The organism is Candidatus Doolittlea endobia (assembly GCF_900039485.1).
Taxonomy (GTDB): Bacteria; Pseudomonadota; Gammaproteobacteria; order Enterobacterales; family Enterobacteriaceae; genus Doolittlea; species Doolittlea endobia.
Window position 1 is genome coordinate 26,023 of sequence record NZ_LN999833.1, and the last position, 18,274, is coordinate 44,296.

The following is an 18,274-nucleotide window of genomic DNA, read 5'->3' on the forward strand; positions in this document are numbered from 1 at the left end:
TTTTTTTGATAAAAGAGGATGTTATGGTAATCATTCGTTTAGCACGTGGCGGCGCTAAAAAACGTCCGTTCTATCAAGTTGTCGTAACCGACAGCTGCAATGCGCGCGACGGTCGCTTTATTGAGCGTATTGGCTTTTTTAACCCGATTGCAACCAGTCAAGAAGAAAGTCTGCGTTTAGATTTAAATCGTATTAAACATTGGGTTGGTCAGGGTGCAGCGGTTTCCGAACGCGTTTCTGTGTTAATTAAACACGCGAAAAAAGCAGCTTAACCGTCTACTAGTGGTGAAAATACGTAAACTACCCTGTAGCGCAGCACCCATTGAGCCTATAGTCGTGGGGACGATAGGTTCGGCATATGGCATTCATGGTTGGCTCAGAGTAACCTCATCCACTGATAAGGCCGAAAACATTTTTAATTACCAGCCTTGGTTTATCAAAAAAACCGATGGGTGGTGGCTAATTGACCTAGAAAGCTGGAAGCGTAACAATCAAGCTCTGATCATTAAACTCAAGGATATCGAAGACCGAGAAACGGCCACCTTGCTGACTAATTGCGAAATTGTTATCGACGCGTCGCAATTACCAAATCTGGAGGGCAGCGGTGAATACTACTGGAAAGACCTTCTGAAGTGTCAAGTTATCACCGTTAGCAATTATCATCTTGGCAAAGTTATTGATTTAATAGAAACCGGCTCGAACGACATCCTGATAGTAAAAGCTAACTTAAAAGATGCCTTTGGCGTACAACAGCGCTTAATTCCATTCCTTGACGGGCAAGTGATTAAAAGGATCGATCTCGCAACCCACGTTATTGAAGTTGACTGGGATCCAAGTTTTTGACTTCTGAACTTAAGGGTAATGATAACAGAAGTGTTGAAATGTGGATTGGAATTATCAGTTTATTTCCCGAAATGTTCCGTGCTATTACCAACTATGGGGTGAGTGGCCGGGCCGTAACGAATGGCATACTAAAAATGCACTACTGGAATCCGCGTGATTTTGCCCGCGATAGGCATCGTACTGTGGACGATCGTCCTTATGGCGGTGGACCTGGGATGCTAATGATGGTGCAACCTTTGCGGGATGCGATTCACGATGCAAAAAACAAAGCAGGCGAAGGGACTAAGGTAATTTATCTTTCCCCACAGGGCCGCAAGCTTGATCAGAAAGGTGTGAGAGAGCTTGCGGCTAATCTGAAGATGATTCTGGTCTGCGGTCGTTATGAAGGCATTGATGAACGCTTAATCGCCATCGAGATTGATGAAGAATGGTCAATAGGTGACTGTGTGCTTAGTTGTGGTGAATTAGCGGCAATGGCGCTGATTGATTCAGTATCCAGATTCATCCCAGGTGTACTGGGACATGAAGCTTCTGCGGAAGAGGACTCTTTTGCCAAAGGGCTGTTGGATTGTGCACACTATACCCGTCCTAAGATATTGGACGGCATGAAAGTGCCGTCAGTTCTGTTGACGGGCAATCATACTGAGATCCGTCGCTGGCGTCTGAAACAATCTTTGGGTCGCACCTGGCTTAGAAGGCCAGAATTGCTGGAACACTTAGCTCTGACTGATGAACAAACAACGTTGCTGACCGAGTTCCAGCACGAATATTGGGTAAAACAACACAAATAATTAAAAGCATTGGCTGGGGTTGGTTAACCTAAACATCAATTTCCTTAGAATAAGCGATTAAATTATGAATAATATTATCAAACAAATTGAACAAGAACAAATTAAACAGAATATACCGTTATTTCGCCCTGGCGACTCGGTTGAAGTCAAGGTATGGGTTGTGGAAGGAAGTAAAAAACGTCTGCAGGCATTCGAGGGCATAGTTATTGCTGTTCGTAATCGCGGGCTACATTCAGCATTCACTGTTCGAAAAATTACTAACGGGGAAGGCGTTGAACGTGTATTTCAGACCCACTCCCCTGCTATCGATAGTATGATCGTCAAACGTCGTGGCGCTGTGCGCCAAGCTAAACTGTATTACTTGCGTGAACGTATCGGAAAAGCAGGGCGTATCAAAGAACGTTTAGACTAAGAAAGGCAGATAAGTCATCTTTTCTATATGCGACCCTCTTCGAGATATTCATCTTCTCATGCAAGTTGACCATAGGGATGAACGCTTATAGTATAATAACGCTGGGTTGACTGATTAAGGTGGGGTGTCCGAGCGGCCGAAGGAGCACGCCTGGAAAGCGTGTATACGCGAAAGCGTATCGAGGGTTCGAACCCCTTCCCCACCACCACTATAATCTGAAATACGAGCCTGGATGATTCAGATATACTACCAAGTAAAAAGATAATCCTCTATAGCTGTGAATATCACTAACTACGAAGCAAATGCGATATATAACCTTCACTAGACTAGTGAAGTCCCATCATCTACCTTTCTTCTGTGATAATTCTGTTGTCGGCATTTACAGCGAAAATGCCGACATCTCTTTTTCCAAACAACACAATCCTCTGTTAACAAGCACATTAGAACACGTAGGTCATACCCATTGCTAAAATATTGCCAGTAGAGATCTTCGCGTCACGAGTGAAGTCGTTTTTAGACAGTAGATTAATACGATAATCAATGAATGTTAGCATATTCTTGTTAAAGTTATAACTACTTCCCACTTCGAGATATTTTTTTACGATTTGACTTTTCCTCTCATCATCGCCGTTGCTGTTAATCTGTGATTGCAGATAGCCGATCGATGGGCGCAAACCAAAATCGAGCGCGTACTGTGCAACTAATTCAAGATTTTGAGCTTTTTCAGCAAAAGCGTGCTTTGACTTGCCTGAAAAATCCCCATAAGGGGTCATGTTACATGTTTCGCCGTATAGTGCCGCTAGGTATAGGTTATTTGCGTCATATTTTAGGCCAAGAGAGTAAGCTTCAGCCCTGACATCCTTACTAGGCGTGCGATTAAATATACGCTGCGCCAAAGTCAGATTACTGCTGGTATAGGCGGCACCGGTCGAAATACCGTTTCCCCAATCATAGGTTATAGATAGTCCGTAACCATCGCCGTTCGCTTTGTTTAAGCTATGCTCGTCTTTATCATTCTTCTCGTTTTTACCCTGATACTGCAGCGCAAGGTTCAGACCATCAATCATGCCAAAGAAATTAGCATTACGATAAGTAAATACGCCATTAGCGCGCCCGGTCATAAAGTTATCGGTTACGGTGGTATCACTGCCGAATTCTGGCATCATTTCGGTCCAGGCGGCAATGTCATGCAGTACGCCGTAATTACGGCCATAGTCAATGCTACTCGCATCGGCGAATTTGATTCCAGCGAAGCCTAGACGAGCAAAGTTGTTTTTCCCGATTTCGCTTTCAGCGTGGCTCAGTCCAACCTCCTGCTCCCAAGTCCCAAAACCGGTAATATTTTTGCTAAGCTGAGCTTCCCCGCTAAAGCCATAACGAATAAAAGAGCGATCGCCGTTTTTAGTATCATCACTGGATGTGTAGCGCATGCCGTTGAGTTTACCGAATAAATCTACTTTATTGCCGTTTTTATTATACACTTCTGCCGCCCCAGTGTGACCGGCTATTATCATAGCCGAAACGAGCACAGACAGATACTGTAGTTTCATATTCATACCCTCTAGATTTATTATATTTGCTATTAATGAGTTGATATCCGTAGAAGCTCAAATAAAAACAAAAAACAAGCATTCAACAGATTTTACTATTACTGATAATCGAATCTTGAACCAACGGCGGAATCATACTCGAGGAGCTTGAACCTTTCAAGTCATTGAATATCAATAAACAAACAACATACATCACAATGATATTAACAAAAATAATAAAATGCCATATTAACAGGACAGTTAATAGTTTCAATCTAAAAAGAAAAGGTTTACAGTACATTATATTAAATATTTTCAGCAATACTCCTTAAAAGCGCAATACAATATAAGTTCTTGCTATCTACCATCGTTATTGTTCAAAGACTGTTGCCATAAGTTAAAGACAGGCATTGGGATATATATCATCTAATGATTTTGTTATGCATTGTTTTGTTATTTGTAATTTTTAAAAGAATTCAGAATATAGAAAGTCAATAAATATGAGTTACATTCGGTAGTAATCTTACACCGAGCATACGGGTCGTGTGGTCGGTGCTTTTAAGCACTAGATCTATAATATTCAATTAATTCTAGTATTGCTGAAGTCGAAATGTGGATCGTTTTATATGTTTTTGAACGTGATAGACTCATTTAAAATAGCAGTTCAATTCCCGATCTTGCAAAGAAAATCCTATATGACAGCATGTGAAGTTAAAGCGGTGCTTATGAAAGCCCTGGCGCTAAGCGAAGCTTACGTAAGAGGCGAAGGCAGCCATTTTCAAGTTATTGCTGTCAGCGAGCAGTTCGCTGGTATGAGCCGGGTAAAAAAACAACAGACGATATATATACCGCTGATGGAATATATCTTAGATAATCGCATCCACGCCTTATCGATTAAAACCTACACCCCTGATGAGTGGCAGCGCAATCGCAAGTTAAACGGTGTTTAAATGTTGGCTCTGGGCAGCCAATAGCCTTCCCATGCACTACGGAGAGCAGTCGTCATGGAGAAATTTTGTGTCTACGGTCCTACCCGGTTAAGCGGAGAGGTCACCATTTCGGGGGCTAAAAATGCCGCGCTGCCAATTTTGTTCGCCACGTTACTGACGGAAGAACCAGTAGAGATTCAAAATGTTCCTAAATTAAAAGACATCGATACTACTATGAAACTGTTGAGCCAGCTCGGCGCCAAAGTGAAACGGAATGGATCGGTTTATGTAGACGCCAGCGACGTTAGCGTTTATCGCGCACCCTATGAGTTGGTAAAAACCATGCGCGCATCAATTTGGGCGTTAGGACCGCTGGTAGTCCGTTTCGGCCAAGGGCAGGTTTCTTTGCCGGGTGGCTGCGCTATCGGCGCACGTCCATTGGATTTACATATCAGCGGTTTGAAGCAGCTTGGTGCTACCATCAGGTTGGAAGATGGTTACGTTAAAGCCTCGGTATGTGGTCGTTTGCATGGCGCTCATATTATCATGGATAAAGTAAGCGTCGGCGCCACGGTGACGATTATGAGCGCGGCAACTCTAGCAATCGGCACAACTATCATCGAAAACGCTGCCTGCGAGCCAGAAATTGTCGACACAGCTAATTTTCTTATTACGCTTGGTGCTAAGATTAGTGGCGCCGGTACGGATAAAATTACTGTCGAAGGAGCCGAACGACTCGGAGGCGGCGTTTATCGCGTGTTGCCAGATCGCATCGAGACCGGGACATTTCTGGTAGCAGCGGCTATCTCCCGCGGCCATGTGGTATGTCATGCTACCCGCTCTGATACACTGGACGCTGTACTGGCTAAGTTGCAAGAAGCGGGCGCAGATATTGCCATCGGTGATGACTGGATAAGTTTAGACATGCATGGTCAGCGGGCAAAAGCGGTTACGGTACATACCGCCCCACATCCTGGTTTCCCCACCGATATGCAGGCACAGTTCAGTCTCCTTAATCTGGTAGCCGATGGAATCGGTGTTATCACTGAGACTATCTTTGAAAACCGCTTCATGCACATTCCTGAATTAATTCGGATGGGAGCACATGCGGAAATCGAAAGTAACACCGTTATCTGCCACGGTGTTGAGAAGTTATCGGGAGCACAAGTAATGGCGACCGATTTGCGCGCTTCCGCCAGTTTGGTACTGGCCGGTTGCATCGCTGAAGGCGTAACAGTGGTAGACCGCATTTACCATATCGATCGCGGTTATGACTGTATTGAGGGAAAATTACGGAGCATGGGCGCTAATATCGAACGCATCAGAGAGGTATAAAGCTGTACTCGATGTTTGAATTCACAGGCGCGTATACTGTATTTTGGTATATTTTTAGCCGAAAAGACCCGTTATCTTGCAGCTAAAATCTAGAATATTATAAGCTCTGCTAATTTATACTAGGGTTATAGACACAAACTACCGTGGGTGCGGCACACCTCTGGTTATAAATAACGAGTTTGCGCTATTGCTATCATCGTCGGAATGTAATAACTAGCCGGTCGTGAAGTAAAACGTAGGCACGAAAGTGCTAACCATAAGGCTGCGAAGATAAAATGGATAATAACGATACGGAGCAACTTTAAAAGTATAAGATCCAAAAGAGTAGTGGGAAATGGCGTCAGGGTAGAAAACGGACACTACAGTAGTTCCAGTGTCCGTTTTTCAAGACTAGATAAAATCATAATTATGGTCACAATTTATCCAGAATTTTCCTAAAAAATAGAAAGTCTCTATATCACAAGATTGTAACTCTTATTCTACATTTGCAGACTGTGCTTAAACACATGACAGCTTTATTTTCATTATCAAAGCGCTTAACTAAACATACATCAAAATATCATCGAATGTAAATTTCGTGCTTATAAAATCAGTTGGTTTTAAAAATTAGAATCGTTGCATTAATTATTTCTTATATCTACTTTTTTAACAAAAAATAAAAGTGACAATACTTTCTAGCGTAATAATAGGTAAATATCCGTGTCACCACGTACGATGTTCAGCGCCATAACCGCCGGTTTGGCTGACAGCACTTTGCGCAACCGAGCGACGCTTTGTACTCGTTCGCGATTCAAACCGATAATCACATCGCCCTTTTGCAAACCAATTGCGGCTGCGGGAGAATCTTTTATCACTTCCTTTACCTGAACACCTTTAGTGCCATTCTTTAGTTGGCCATTACTGAGGGAAGCCCCCTGGAGCGCCGGAGTTAGAATCTCCTCGCTGGAGGTAGCAGATGAGCTATCATCCAAGATCACTGACGCCATTTGTTTTTTCCCGTTGCGCAGCAGACCAAGTTTTACGGTTTTACCGGGTGCGGTAGTGCCAACCTTCACTCGCAGTTCGGCGAAACTCTGAATTGGTTTTCCTTCAACCGACACAATGATATCACCAGCTTTAATGCCGGCTTTGGCGGCAGCAGAATTCGGTAATACCTCACTGATAAAGGCGCCACGCTGCGCATCTATATTGAAGGCTTTGGCAATGTCGGCGGTCAGTTCGGTTCCTTTAATACCCAATTGTCCGCGTTTGACTTCACCATATTCAATTAATTGCTGACTTAAGTTTCTGACGATATTACTGGGAATAGCAAAACCGATACCGATATTACCGCCTCCAGGTGCTAGGATGGCAGTATTGATGCCAATCAGCTCACCATTGAGATTAACTAACGCACCACCGGAATTGCCGCGGTTAATAGACGCATCGGTCTGAATGAAGTTTTCCAAGCTTTCCAGATTAAGACCGCTGCGGCCCAAAGCGGAAACAATACCAGAAGTAGCGGTCTGGCCGAGACCGAATGGATTGCCTACCGCGACGGCAAAATCTCCAACCTTCAGAGTATCAGAGTCGGCCATAGTGACTTCACTGAGGTTTTTCGGTGTGGACAATTGCAATAGTGCCAGATCGGTCTGCTCATCACGTCCAACCAGTTTAGCATTGAATTCACGGCCGTCATTAAGCTGCACTTTAATTTTATCTGCGCCGTTGATAACGTGATTATTGGTAATCACATAACCTTTTTCGGCGCTGATGATGACCCCAGAACCCAACCCTTCAAACGGACGTGATCCGCCATTGCCTCCCGGGATATCAGGCCCAAAAAAGTATTTAAATTCCTTTGGCAGCGCTGGACGCCGGACCGGTTGGGAGTTTTCGACGTGAACGCTTACTACCGCTGGAAGAACTTTAGTCAGCATAGGCGCTAAACTTGGCATGAATGATTCCATCATTTCGGCCGGCAACGCTGCCTGCGGCGCCGCAAAAGGAAACAGATTTAGCCCAATGCTAAATGTCAATGCGCTGAAGAGTAGTATTGTTTTCATTGTAATCTTAACTCGCTCATTTTTGTATTAGATACCTTGATCCAGGCATCCGATGCTGACATCATAATTGTTATTACATCCTGTTTCTGTGAGAGCACTGATACCGACGCAGCTATAGGGCTTAATGCTCGTAAGCTATGTGTTGTATGTAACAAACCGATCGTGCTTTCTGGATACACCTGCATTTCTTCTGAAATTTAATTATTGTTTGCTTCTGCTTCGGTGAGGCGATACCAGAACGGATTGTCTTCACGCTGATTCAGTAGCAGACTATCAAAATTCTTAATCAGATGCTGATAGAACTGACAGTAATCGTTGACTATACTGTCCAGTAGTACTGTGCAACCAACGAAATGGCTAGTCAACTTTTCACGATATAGCTCGGTTTTCTTTTTTCCAGTTCGTGTTGAAGCGTTTGATGCCAACGTAACTTACGATTACTGAAACGTATGACGACCACTCTAATCATTATGGCTGCTATCAAACTAACTAGTGTATATCCTAAAGTTATAATAACTCTTACTTATATAATTAGCTCCATTGTAGCTGGACAGGCTATAAGCGGAACCCGAGAGGATGACGACGGTTTAACGTTAACCACATGTAAGCTGTTTCTCCGTTGTTTCTTTATCAGCAAAGGTGAAAATATTTAGCCTGATGGCTTTCAAGCTGGACATTGCCGTCTAGACTAGACTCACTAGCAATTAAGCACGGCGCGGACCGGTATTGTTAGCGCTTAGTCGGAACAGCTTGGCTAATTGGACAAAATAGCTGGGCAAAAGCAAACACGCAACCGACAAATTGGTCTCAGGTTTATATATGTCTGATGGTATATTTACCGTAGCTGACCAAAAGTGCGGCGTAAACTGCGACCGCAGTTCACCTCCTCATGCTACGAGTGCATAAAGAAGATAATGCGCGAGATCGTTGCTAACGACTTCAAGTCCGACGAATGTTTCGTGACCAATATACTCATTTGATGTTGTTTGGCACGTTGATATTAGCGCTCTTTGTACGCTGATATGCTCACATAGTGACATCAAACATTTCATGGACAATCTTTATCACAACAGCTTGTAAGCAATTAGATGCAAAAAAAATTAATTACTGCTTGCGCATCTAGAAGCACTTTAGACTGACGCATTACCATTAATGACGTAAAAAAGATCGATCTTTTGGGATGACTTCTTTATAATTTCACGGTTTCACGTTACATTGAAGTTTTACTGAAATTTTAATTGTGCCAGCAGTAGCTGCCCTAAAGGTAAGTTGACTGAACTAAAACTGTGTAAGCCTCATCACTATTCATTGAGGCGTTTGGATTTTACTAACGTGCAACTTAAATTGGATAAGCTTTTAATGAAAACTTTTTCAGCAAAGTTAGATATGGTCAAGCGTAACTGGCATATTGTCGACGCCGAAGGGAAAACTCTTGGCCGTCTTGCTACAGAACTGGCTCGTCGTCTGCGAGGCAGACATAAAACGGAATATACGCCGCATGTAGATACCGGAGATTATCTCATTGTTCTAAATGCTGACAAAGTGACCGTGACTGGACACAAGCATAAGGATAAAATCTACTATCACTACACCGGCCACGTAGGTGGTATTAAACAAGCAACTTTTGCAGAGATGATTACCCGCCGCCCTGAGCATGTGATTGAAATTGCGGTTAAAGGCATGCTGCCAAAGGGGCCGTTGGGTCGTGCTATGTTCCGTAAACTGAAAGTTTACGCCGGTACCGTGCACAATCACGCGGCACAGCAACCGCAAGTTCTGAATATTTAATCGGGATTGTAGGCAATGGCTGAAAATCAATATTATGGCACTGGTCGACGCAAAAGTTCTTCCGCGCGCGTCTTCGTTAAGGCAGGCAACGGTAACATCCTTGTTAACCAGCGTAGTCTAGATCAATACTTCTGTCGTAAAACCGCCTGTATGGTGGTTCGTCAACCGCTGGAACTGATCAATATGATTGATAAACTAGATTTATACATTACCGTTATAGGTGGCGGTATCTCCGGTCAGGCAGGTGCCATTCGCCATGGTATTACTCGTGCACTGATGGAATATGACGAAACGCTACGCGCGGATTTACGTAAAGCCGGCTTCGTTACCCGTGATGCCCGTCAGGTTGAACGTAAGAAAGTCGGTTTACGTAAAGCGCGACGTCGTCCGCAGTTCTCAAAACGTTAATATCCACTTTTTTACAGAACGTAAAGTCCGGATCCGTCCGGGCTTTTTGTTTGTCGCGTCTTAATTCGCCTGGAATTTTAACCGTAAAATCTGACGCTCTCGTAAAGACTCAACATCTAAAATCTAAAATGTTACAGCTATTATTAATAGTAACAAAACCTATGTTTTGATAAAAAATATACAGATATTATAAAAATACTAATTTTGTTAATAAATTTAAAATAGTTTTGTACATGATTGGTGCATGTTTCCTTTATAAAATCTTATTAGAATTCAACTAGTGATAACGCAAAATATACTCAGCGGATAGAATGATATACTTGAATTTAGGTATCTATATAAAATGTCTTGATCGTAAAACCAGTCGTATACTGATATAGTAATTTCGGCTTTTTATATAGCAGGACAAAAGATTTTCTGTGCCAAGCATAGAATTCCGTTTATGCCGCGCTGCAGTGTAAACCAATTAAAAAACATCGATCACGGTCAATTGCATCAAACGGTTAGCACCTGTTCGTATAAGCACATTCAGCGCCAGAGTCAAAGAAGCCTCAAACACCATCGGCGAGTTTGGCGAGGTGATAACAATAACTATTACATCATGGTGCTAGCGCTGAGAATTCTACCAACATTTGTGCGCCAAATATGCAAAATTAACGTTGCATCACTGACATTCATACAGCTCACGCATTATGCAATATCTTTTGAGTAAACTATCAGAATACATCATATCATGGCTACACTACGGCGACATTGAGACTATTTTAATTTGCTCCAAATTTACTAACGCGGCCTCGAAGATCTCACGAATATAAGAAATCAAGGCCATCATCTTTATCTACGTTGCGGTTTGTGCATACGGAATCCTATGCGTCAAACTTTGAACGAAGTTTCACTTAACATCATAATAGCCTTTATTATTTAAAGGGCGGGAAAACGGTTGATAGTTGTTAATGTCGGTTGTCCGGGGTAAGACAGCGTTGCTGGAATAGATAGCGGTTTGAAGGGCAAGCAATTTGAACCAATTTGGTAACTCAGTTTTGATCTTTTCAGCATATTCATGGATGTTTGTGATTTTACACAAAATTTGATGCAACACACTACGAGTTAGTAGTTAAAAATAGTGAAGGCAAGAGGCCTTGCGTATTTTTCTCAGAATATGATTGTATCTAACTTTCAAATCGATAAGCATCAATAATGTTGTTCATTAATTACATTGTTGAAAATAAAGACAGATATAATTTAATAATGTAATAAAATCACAAATTCTGCAAAAGACAAATGAGGCAATCTTATACACGCAAGTGCTTGTTCTCTTTATATCACAGCTGGCAAAAGTAGGCTCCTTCATCCAAAAACATATCTGATTAGGATCAAGTGCGCAAATTAAGCTATCAAGGTATATGCTAAAATCGTACCAAAAATTTTGGAAACCCTTATATGGAGAGATCCATTGATGATAAATTACAATTAACCCTAATCACTCGGCTAGTATGGATTTTGTATGAATATAGACCATATCTTGAATTTTAGATATACTATGCCTGATAATTTCTATCTTGTAGCAACAAGTCTCTAGAAGAGAGCTAACATGAAATCAGCGCGAAGTAATAAAACAATTGAAGCGCCTGTTTCATGGAATGAAATTCCTTACGGGGCTTATTATCGTCAGGCGCTAGAACGAGGTTTGAAATTTTGGTGGCCAAAATTATTCGGCTGCCATTTACTTAAAATCGGCGCGCTAAGCGCGGATTTGGATACTGGCGCCTGTGCGATTGCTCATCAGGTAAACATTGGCCTTAAAGGCCAATGTTTGCAGGTTATTTCCGATCCTTATCAATTGCCATTTGCCAATAAGTCAGTTGATGCTTGTCTGCTAGCCCATACCTTGTCTTATATCGGAAATCCCCATCGTCTGCTGCGTGAGGTGGACCGCGTGCTTATTGATGATGGGTGGCTAATCATCACGACTTTTAACCCAGTAAGTGTGTTGGGATTAAGTAAAATCTGCCAAGTTTTTTTTCTCCGCCAGTCGTACAGACGCCGCATGTATACACATACGCGGCTACTGGATTGGTTAAGCGTACTGAATTTTGAAGTTTTACAATGCACTCATTTGCAGGCGCTGCCCTGGCAACACCAAGGGTGGGGAAGATTGCTTGACAGCTATTGCCAAGTTATTGGTTGCTTAATCCTAATTGTCGCTCGAAAACGCACATTTCCTATCAACCTAATGCCCTTGAAGAATCCAACGTTCTTGCGTGGATTACACCGACCGATTAACACCGTTACTTGCACTTTCCGCTTTTTCGTTTAATCTAGAAAAGCAAACCATTTATGAGTATGCTGTGGATACAGTACTGCAAGTGATGCCGTTCTATCCGGTAAGTGCTTGTTTAGCTGACAACATAACTGCTTGAATCTAACAAGACCTTATGAACAGGTCATATATCATGCATATCTCGTTTAGAAAATATGAGCAAGGATTTGTTAAACGCTAGTCGAGTACATTAGAATAGTACTAATGACACTTAAATGTTTTTAAACACAGTTTTCAGATGTACGTTGAGCGCCCGATGACGAATCAACAAAACAGATCACGTTTCTAACGCCTTCAGATTTCGCTGAATAACCTTGGCACATCCTATTAGACAAATTCTATCCAACGAAACGGTACCTATGGATATTGTGCCAGCAAATGTACCACACTATTGCCACTTCGCAAATCAGTACGCCATTTCACTAAGACAGTCAGGAAACAGAATTGGAACAAACGTTTCTTGCTGCTCAACGTTATGCACCCTGTATATTGGTATTCTGCCTCTGAATAAGCAGAGGCGCAGGTTACAGAAATACAACCGTCACTGGTGCATCTATCAATTAGATGCTCCGGAGAATAACGTGCTCGATCACACGTATACTCACTGATAAAAGATCCAGAGGAAAACAGTCTGTGCAACACTAGACGCAACGCTTCTTTTCGAAGATTATTGATATCGTGAGGCAATGGATATACGCAGCATTTCCTGTATAGTATACGTTTCCGATACTATCAGTTCATTCTTTACAGATTCAGCTTGTATCAACAAGCGTTAGAGTTTAATCACACGAGGGAAAAACTGTAGGCAGTACATTCTAAAGGTTACGGCGCTACATTCTCTCCGTCAATAAAAACTAATGCAAAACCCAAGGTGTAAATATATAATGAAGAAACGATATGCGTTGGCCGAAGATGAGCTGCAGCTTTTCAGGCAAACGGTGGAGGATACCAAACCGCTATTTCAGGATCGGGTTAAACCCTCTTCATCGCAGCGTACTCAAATCGCTCTACTAGAGCAAAAATTTATACAAAAGCAAGTCGACGCTAATTTCTACTTCTCCGATGCGTTTCAGCCATTGCTTCAACAGGAAAGCCCACTCTGTTATGCGCGGTCTGACGTCAGTTCTTATGAAATTAAAAAGTTACAACGCGGCGATTATACGCCTGAGTTGTTTTTAGATCTACACGGACTAAACCAAACAGAAGCCAAGAAAGAATTAGGAGTGCTAATTGCTGCCTGTCGGCGTGAACATGTGCACTGTGCTTGTGTCATGCACGGGCATGGTAAACATATTTTAAAGCAACAGATACCGCTGTGGCTGGCACAGCATCTTGACATCAGAGGCCTACATCAGGCACCCAAAAAATTAGGCGGGAGTGCGGCACTGTTAATTCTGGTAGAATTAGAATATTAAAATACTTTAACGCGCCCTATATTAGGGCTGTCGTGACGAGTTTTGTTAGAGGAAAAATTATAAGGATATACTTTAACTTTAAATTTGAATAGAAAAATGAATTTTATTGACGTGAAAAGAATTACGTCCTAACTTCTTGTTAACAAAGTCAATAAAGTGGCGCCAGCAGGATAACAAATCAGTCTTTTAGATCTTATGGAAAAAATTATGCTACTTTGGCATAACTGTTAAATATGGAATGTTTAATGATTCATGCAATTCATATGAAATCTACTTTCATGTTACCTGAGCTGTGGTATGAACGATACAAGGGATTTATAAAAGTAGTCTTAACACTAAACTACACCTGTCATCAATGTGTACGGTATGACACTCAGAATGATTTTAATGCTCAGTAGTTGTTCCTACTGAGTCTTCAGGCTCGTTTAATATGTTTACTGTAAATTATGTGTTGGTTGACTAGGCTTCTGGTTGCGCTGCAATTATTTTATGGAAAGCTTTCAATTGGTCTGAAAGCTTGTGATAATTAACGTCCTACTACGCCGATTTTACACTATCAATAAAGCACTTCGACACGCCAAACTGTAGAGCAGTAAACGCGGTGCAGCAATCAATATCCATACAAGATGGACCAAGCAACCTCACTCAGACTTTCTACAGCAGGCAGGCCGGTCCAACTTGCCACTACCTCTAACAGCGTTCGGATTGCGGAAAATCAAACAGTGACGGCTGCTTTTACTGACATAAATCTGCTACCAGATATCTGACTAGTGGCAGATAAGCAATGAGCAATACTTAGTTTAAGTCCTTACTCCCTGGTGCCTAGGGTATCGGCTTACTAGCCTAGTATCACTGCTCGTGTTAGTCTCGGTAAGACTTCATGACGGCCTAATAACACCATATACGCTTGTAAAATATCAAGCGTCTACCGGGCGGGTAGATAAGGACTAATCAAAATCTGATCAATGTTCGCCACCTGATTGCTAAGTCAGTACGCCATCAAACCCGATTCATCATGACCACGATCGGTCATTGGTCTTGCTATACCGCTCTTGTCTTTAGAAAAGCATTGCCGTGCCGAAAAATTAGGACTTGCATAATACACTGTTATCGTTGTGGAGAGTCAGACAACACAAGGCATTTACACTCCCGTGATGCCGATTGAATGAGCATCTTTTACTCCCGGCGGGACATCGGGTCAGACGAAAATTTTATTGTTTCTATATAGCGCAGATCTAATCGCACTTTGCAAGCTATGGTTAAAACTGTTCCAGTTGCATTTTTAACCATAGTTCTGAATGAATGGATACTGCACATGTATTGAGCATTAGCTTCAATACACTTCTAGTGTATCTAAAAAATTACGTAAAGTACATTACTAATGACATTTGACCTAAATCTCGTCTTAAGGTAGCCTTAACTTTATCGAACACTATTACAGTAATGCATGGCTTATCCATTATGTCGTGTTGGACTCCGTGTCCATATTAAACGTCTTGTTTATGAAGCTATTTTTGTTCTGATCAACGTTATACTATTCTTGCTAGATCTAAAATATGATCAGTAATATTAATAATTTATATCGACAACGATCATTTTTCTTGCACTAAAGCTCAGTTTTATCAGCAACTTGCTTTCTTGTAATTTTTTGAATACCTTAGGAGGGTGTCAAGGCTAATACTTGCGCAATACTCCTGAATTCAGGATCATGCATTGTCATATCGACGATGAACGCTGAGATAGCAAAATGTAGCTAGAATATTTTTAGACATCGCGCAGATATAGCGTTAAACTTCCGATGCGGATGAGCATGTATGTATTTAAAAATAAAAGATAAAAAATAAAAAGTAATCAATATAAATCATAACCATTTCCACATGGATTTTTGTTTAACTCGTGACAAAGCCCCTATAAATCAATCGCCATATTAGTGTTAGGCACATTTCAACTTTAATTTCGATCTTCAATATATTATTCTTATCTTGTGATAATCTCCTTTAGTAATAACAATATCGTTGTGCTGTTACTAGAATCGGCTACGGCATTAATTCTACTAATTGAGAGCAAGTCGGGAACTTGACACATATTCAGAATTAATAGAAATAGTAGTGCTATATCAGATTAAACATGAATATCCGTTTAGGTTATTTCAACCTTCGATGATAAAAGAAGAAGCACGCTGTGATGTTATCAACTTTTAAATCAAGTAAACACCAACAACACCTTACGCAATTGCCAAAAATCCCTCAGACGGTTGCAGATATTAAAACGCTTTACAGCCCTGAAGATTTCTATCATACTCTTATGGAAACCATCTCCAATGCTCGGAAACGAATTTATCTGGTCGCATTGTATCTGGAGAAAGATCAGGGCGGTCAACGAATCCTTGAAGCCGTTTATAAAGCTAAAAGTAACGATCCATCGCTAGATGTAACGATCTTGGTCGATTGGCACCGGGCGCAACGCGGTCTTATTGGTGTCACAGATGCTGATACCAATGCCGACTGGTACTGCCGTATGGCCAAAGCGCACCCCGGTGTTGATGTGCCAGTTTTCGGTGTACCGGTTAATACTCGAGAAGCACTTGGTGTTTTACACTTGAAAGGTTTTATTATTGATACCCAAGTAATTTACAGCGGTGCAAGTCTAAATGACGTTTATCTGCATCAACAAGATAAATATCGCTATGATCGTTATCAGATTATCCGTAATCCTTCTCTGGCTGATACGCTATTTGCTTATATCAAGCAGAAATTGCTTACGGCGCCAGCGGTAAACCGACTGGATAATGTTGCACGGCCTACAAACCTTGAGATCAAAAATGATATCCGTCTGTTTCGCCAGACCCTGCGTAGAACAGCCTATCACTACCAAGGTGAAGCAAGTCCTAATGAGCTAGCCATTACTCCGTTAGTAGGATTGGGCAAAAAAAACCCGCTGAACAAAACGATTCATCATTTACTATGTGCTACTCGAGACACTTTGACGTTGTGTACGCCATATTTCAACTTACCTACGTTATTGATGCGGGATTTAATTGATCTTCTACGTCTAGGCAAGCAGGTGGAAATCATTGTCGGCGATAAGACTGCCAATGATTTTTACTTTCCTGAAGATCAGCCGTTTAAAATTATCGGTACTCTGCCGTATTTGTATGAAATCAATTTGCGCTGTTTTCTTAGCCGCCTGCAGCGTTATATAGACAACGATCGATTAGTAGTACGTATATGGAAGGACGCAGACAATACTTATCACTTAAAAGGGATATGGGTAGACGAGGAGTGGCAGCTGCTGACCGGTAATAATCTTAACCCGCGCGCTTGGGGGCTTGACTTAGAAAATGCGCTGCTTATTCACGATCCCGCACAGGCGTTGCGACCGCAACGTGAGCAAGAGCTTAATCAGATTCGTACCCACACCCAGGTAGTACAACATTTTACCATACTTGATAGTATTACCGATTATCCAGTTAAGATTCGCAAGCTTCTTCGCCTATTGCGTCGGATCCGTATTGATCGTTTGCTTAGCCGGATCCTTTAAATCAATATGCCTATCCTGGTGAGGATGGATGCCTTAAAGTGTTATATCGTTGATGATGGTTAAAGCCCATTGATGTGCAGAAGCTGCTTTTATCATTACCTAAACTGTTACTACTTCTGTTATGCACGAGTACAGCCACCTGGTATTGGACTAATCGTAACAAAGTACTTTATTGTCCCGATGGTAATACTTGCATCGGGCGAAGTTGTAATTTCGTAATATTGGTTTTAGATTGCCTATTGCTTTCGGTGTTCTAAAAAAAGGCCTTGAACGCCGCTAGCGTAGCTTTTCCCTAAAGCAATTAGCTTGTTGTCATTGATCTTTTTCGAACGGCGAAAATTTCAGAAAGAAAATATGTCATTATTTTTAGGTTTAATGAATTCATAATGACATAATTGTATTCGCATTTTCCTAATATTTTATCTTATGACAATGCTATATTCTTGAAGTTGCGATACACGCCAATCTGAGTACTGATTTGAGTTAATGGCGGCGTGAAGACACACATTTGCTAATGGTGGTAAGGCTTTGGGAGATTATAAATAGCCAACGTCTTGTCGACACTCTAAGCTATGTACTGATGAGCGCGCTGACGCCATAGCTCATTGTGTGAATTTGTTAACAACTTAATTTGGTTTATGATGGCGTAAAGGGCGTGCAATGTAAACACTATATAGGTTGGCATAGTGGTCGCAATGGATAACATGTAATTCGACCAATATATCTATAGGTTTGTCGGCGGACTTGTACATTAAACAGTAGGGGCTGTCGTCACGCATAAAGATAGATATAGATCATTTTTTGAAATAAAACAAATGGAGTTATCGATCCCTTGCTTTCTCCTAGAAAAAGCAAATGGGGCTGCATCGCGATAGTTAACTGTATGTCTAAGTTGAGCACTTTGCGAAAATGCAGTGTT

Annotated in this window: 14 protein-coding genes and 1 tRNA gene; 12 read left to right on the forward strand and 3 right to left on the reverse strand. The window is 41.7% G+C overall.

Going from position 1 to position 18,274, the window contains the following annotated elements; genetic code table 11:
* The first annotated feature begins 23 nt into the window (after window positions 1–23).
* The 5 genes from rpsP to A4A68_RS00135 all read left to right on the forward strand — a co-directional run bounded on the left by rpsP (window position 24) and on the right by A4A68_RS00135 (window position 2,254).
* Complete coding sequence (gene rpsP, locus A4A68_RS00115; RefSeq protein ID WP_067565164.1) at window positions 24–272, forward strand: 30S ribosomal protein S16; 249 nt, start codon at window positions 24–26, stop codon at window positions 270–272.
* Between the two features lie 19 nt (window positions 273–291).
* Entirely contained in the window at window positions 292–843 is a 552-nt protein-coding gene (gene rimM, locus A4A68_RS00120; protein WP_067566470.1) for a ribosome maturation factor RimM, read from the forward strand.
* A gap of 38 nt (window positions 844–881) precedes the next feature.
* On the forward strand, window positions 882–1,634 hold the full coding sequence (trmD, locus tag A4A68_RS00125; RefSeq protein ID WP_067565165.1) for a tRNA (guanosine(37)-N1)-methyltransferase TrmD: 753 nt from the start codon (window positions 882–884) through the stop codon (window positions 1,632–1,634).
* A 64-nt stretch (window positions 1,635–1,698) separates the two neighbouring features.
* A complete protein-coding gene (gene rplS / locus A4A68_RS00130; RefSeq protein ID WP_067565168.1) occupies window positions 1,699–2,046 on the forward strand; it encodes a 50S ribosomal protein L19 in 348 nt (115 codons plus the stop codon).
* 118 nt (window positions 2,047–2,164) lie between these two features.
* Window positions 2,165–2,254: transfer RNA gene (locus A4A68_RS00135), tRNA-Ser, on the forward strand.
* Between the two features lie 232 nt (window positions 2,255–2,486).
* Here the strand turns inward: A4A68_RS00135 and A4A68_RS00140 are convergent.
* The gene (locus A4A68_RS00140; RefSeq protein ID WP_067565171.1) at window positions 2,487–3,596 is read right to left on the reverse strand and encodes a porin; all 1,110 of its coding nucleotides are present in this window, start codon (window positions 3,594–3,596) and stop codon (window positions 2,487–2,489) included.
* Window positions 3,597–4,270: 674 nt separating this feature from the next.
* On the opposite strand from A4A68_RS00140, the gene ibaG reads away from it, so the two are divergent.
* Both ibaG and murA read left to right on the forward strand, forming a co-directional pair.
* A complete protein-coding gene (gene ibaG / locus A4A68_RS00145; RefSeq protein WP_067565174.1) occupies window positions 4,271–4,525 on the forward strand; it encodes a BolA family iron metabolism protein IbaG in 255 nt (84 codons plus the stop codon).
* A gap of 54 nt (window positions 4,526–4,579) precedes the next feature.
* Window positions 4,580–5,839, forward strand: coding sequence for a UDP-N-acetylglucosamine 1-carboxyvinyltransferase (murA, locus tag A4A68_RS00150; protein WP_067565177.1), 1,260 nt, complete (start codon window positions 4,580–4,582; stop codon window positions 5,837–5,839).
* A gap of 674 nt (window positions 5,840–6,513) precedes the next feature.
* Here murA and degQ read toward each other — a convergent pair.
* Together degQ and A4A68_RS00160 are read right to left on the reverse strand one after the other, a co-directional pair.
* Window positions 6,514–7,884 (reverse strand): serine endoprotease DegQ, encoded by a 1,371-nt coding sequence (degQ, locus tag A4A68_RS00155; protein ID WP_067565180.1) that lies wholly within the window; start codon window positions 7,882–7,884, stop codon window positions 6,514–6,516.
* A gap of 197 nt (window positions 7,885–8,081) precedes the next feature.
* On the reverse strand, window positions 8,082–8,309 hold the full coding sequence (locus tag A4A68_RS00160) for a ZapG family protein (RefSeq protein WP_070097363.1): 228 nt from the start codon (window positions 8,307–8,309) through the stop codon (window positions 8,082–8,084).
* 934 nt (window positions 8,310–9,243) lie between these two features.
* Here A4A68_RS00160 and rplM point away from each other — a divergent pair.
* The 5 genes from rplM (at window position 9,244) to pssA (ending at window position 17,355) form a co-directional block, all read left to right on the forward strand.
* A complete protein-coding gene (rplM, locus tag A4A68_RS00165) occupies window positions 9,244–9,672 on the forward strand; it encodes a 50S ribosomal protein L13 (RefSeq protein ID WP_067566472.1) in 429 nt (142 codons plus the stop codon).
* 15 nt (window positions 9,673–9,687) lie between these two features.
* Window positions 9,688–10,080, forward strand: a complete 393-nt coding sequence (rpsI, locus tag A4A68_RS00170; RefSeq protein ID WP_067565183.1) for a 30S ribosomal protein S9 — start codon at window positions 9,688–9,690, stop codon at window positions 10,078–10,080.
* A gap of 1,591 nt (window positions 10,081–11,671) precedes the next feature.
* Entirely contained in the window at window positions 11,672–12,397 is a 726-nt protein-coding gene (locus tag A4A68_RS00175) for a class I SAM-dependent methyltransferase (protein WP_067565186.1), read from the forward strand.
* Between the two features lie 887 nt (window positions 12,398–13,284).
* Complete coding sequence (gene smrB, locus A4A68_RS00180) at window positions 13,285–13,815, forward strand: endonuclease SmrB (protein WP_067565189.1); 531 nt, start codon at window positions 13,285–13,287, stop codon at window positions 13,813–13,815.
* A 2,181-nt stretch (window positions 13,816–15,996) separates the two neighbouring features.
* On the forward strand, window positions 15,997–17,355 hold the full coding sequence (gene pssA, locus A4A68_RS00185; protein ID WP_231938060.1) for a CDP-diacylglycerol--serine O-phosphatidyltransferase: 1,359 nt from the start codon (window positions 15,997–15,999) through the stop codon (window positions 17,353–17,355).
* The last annotated feature ends 919 nt before the right edge of the window (window positions 17,356–18,274 follow it).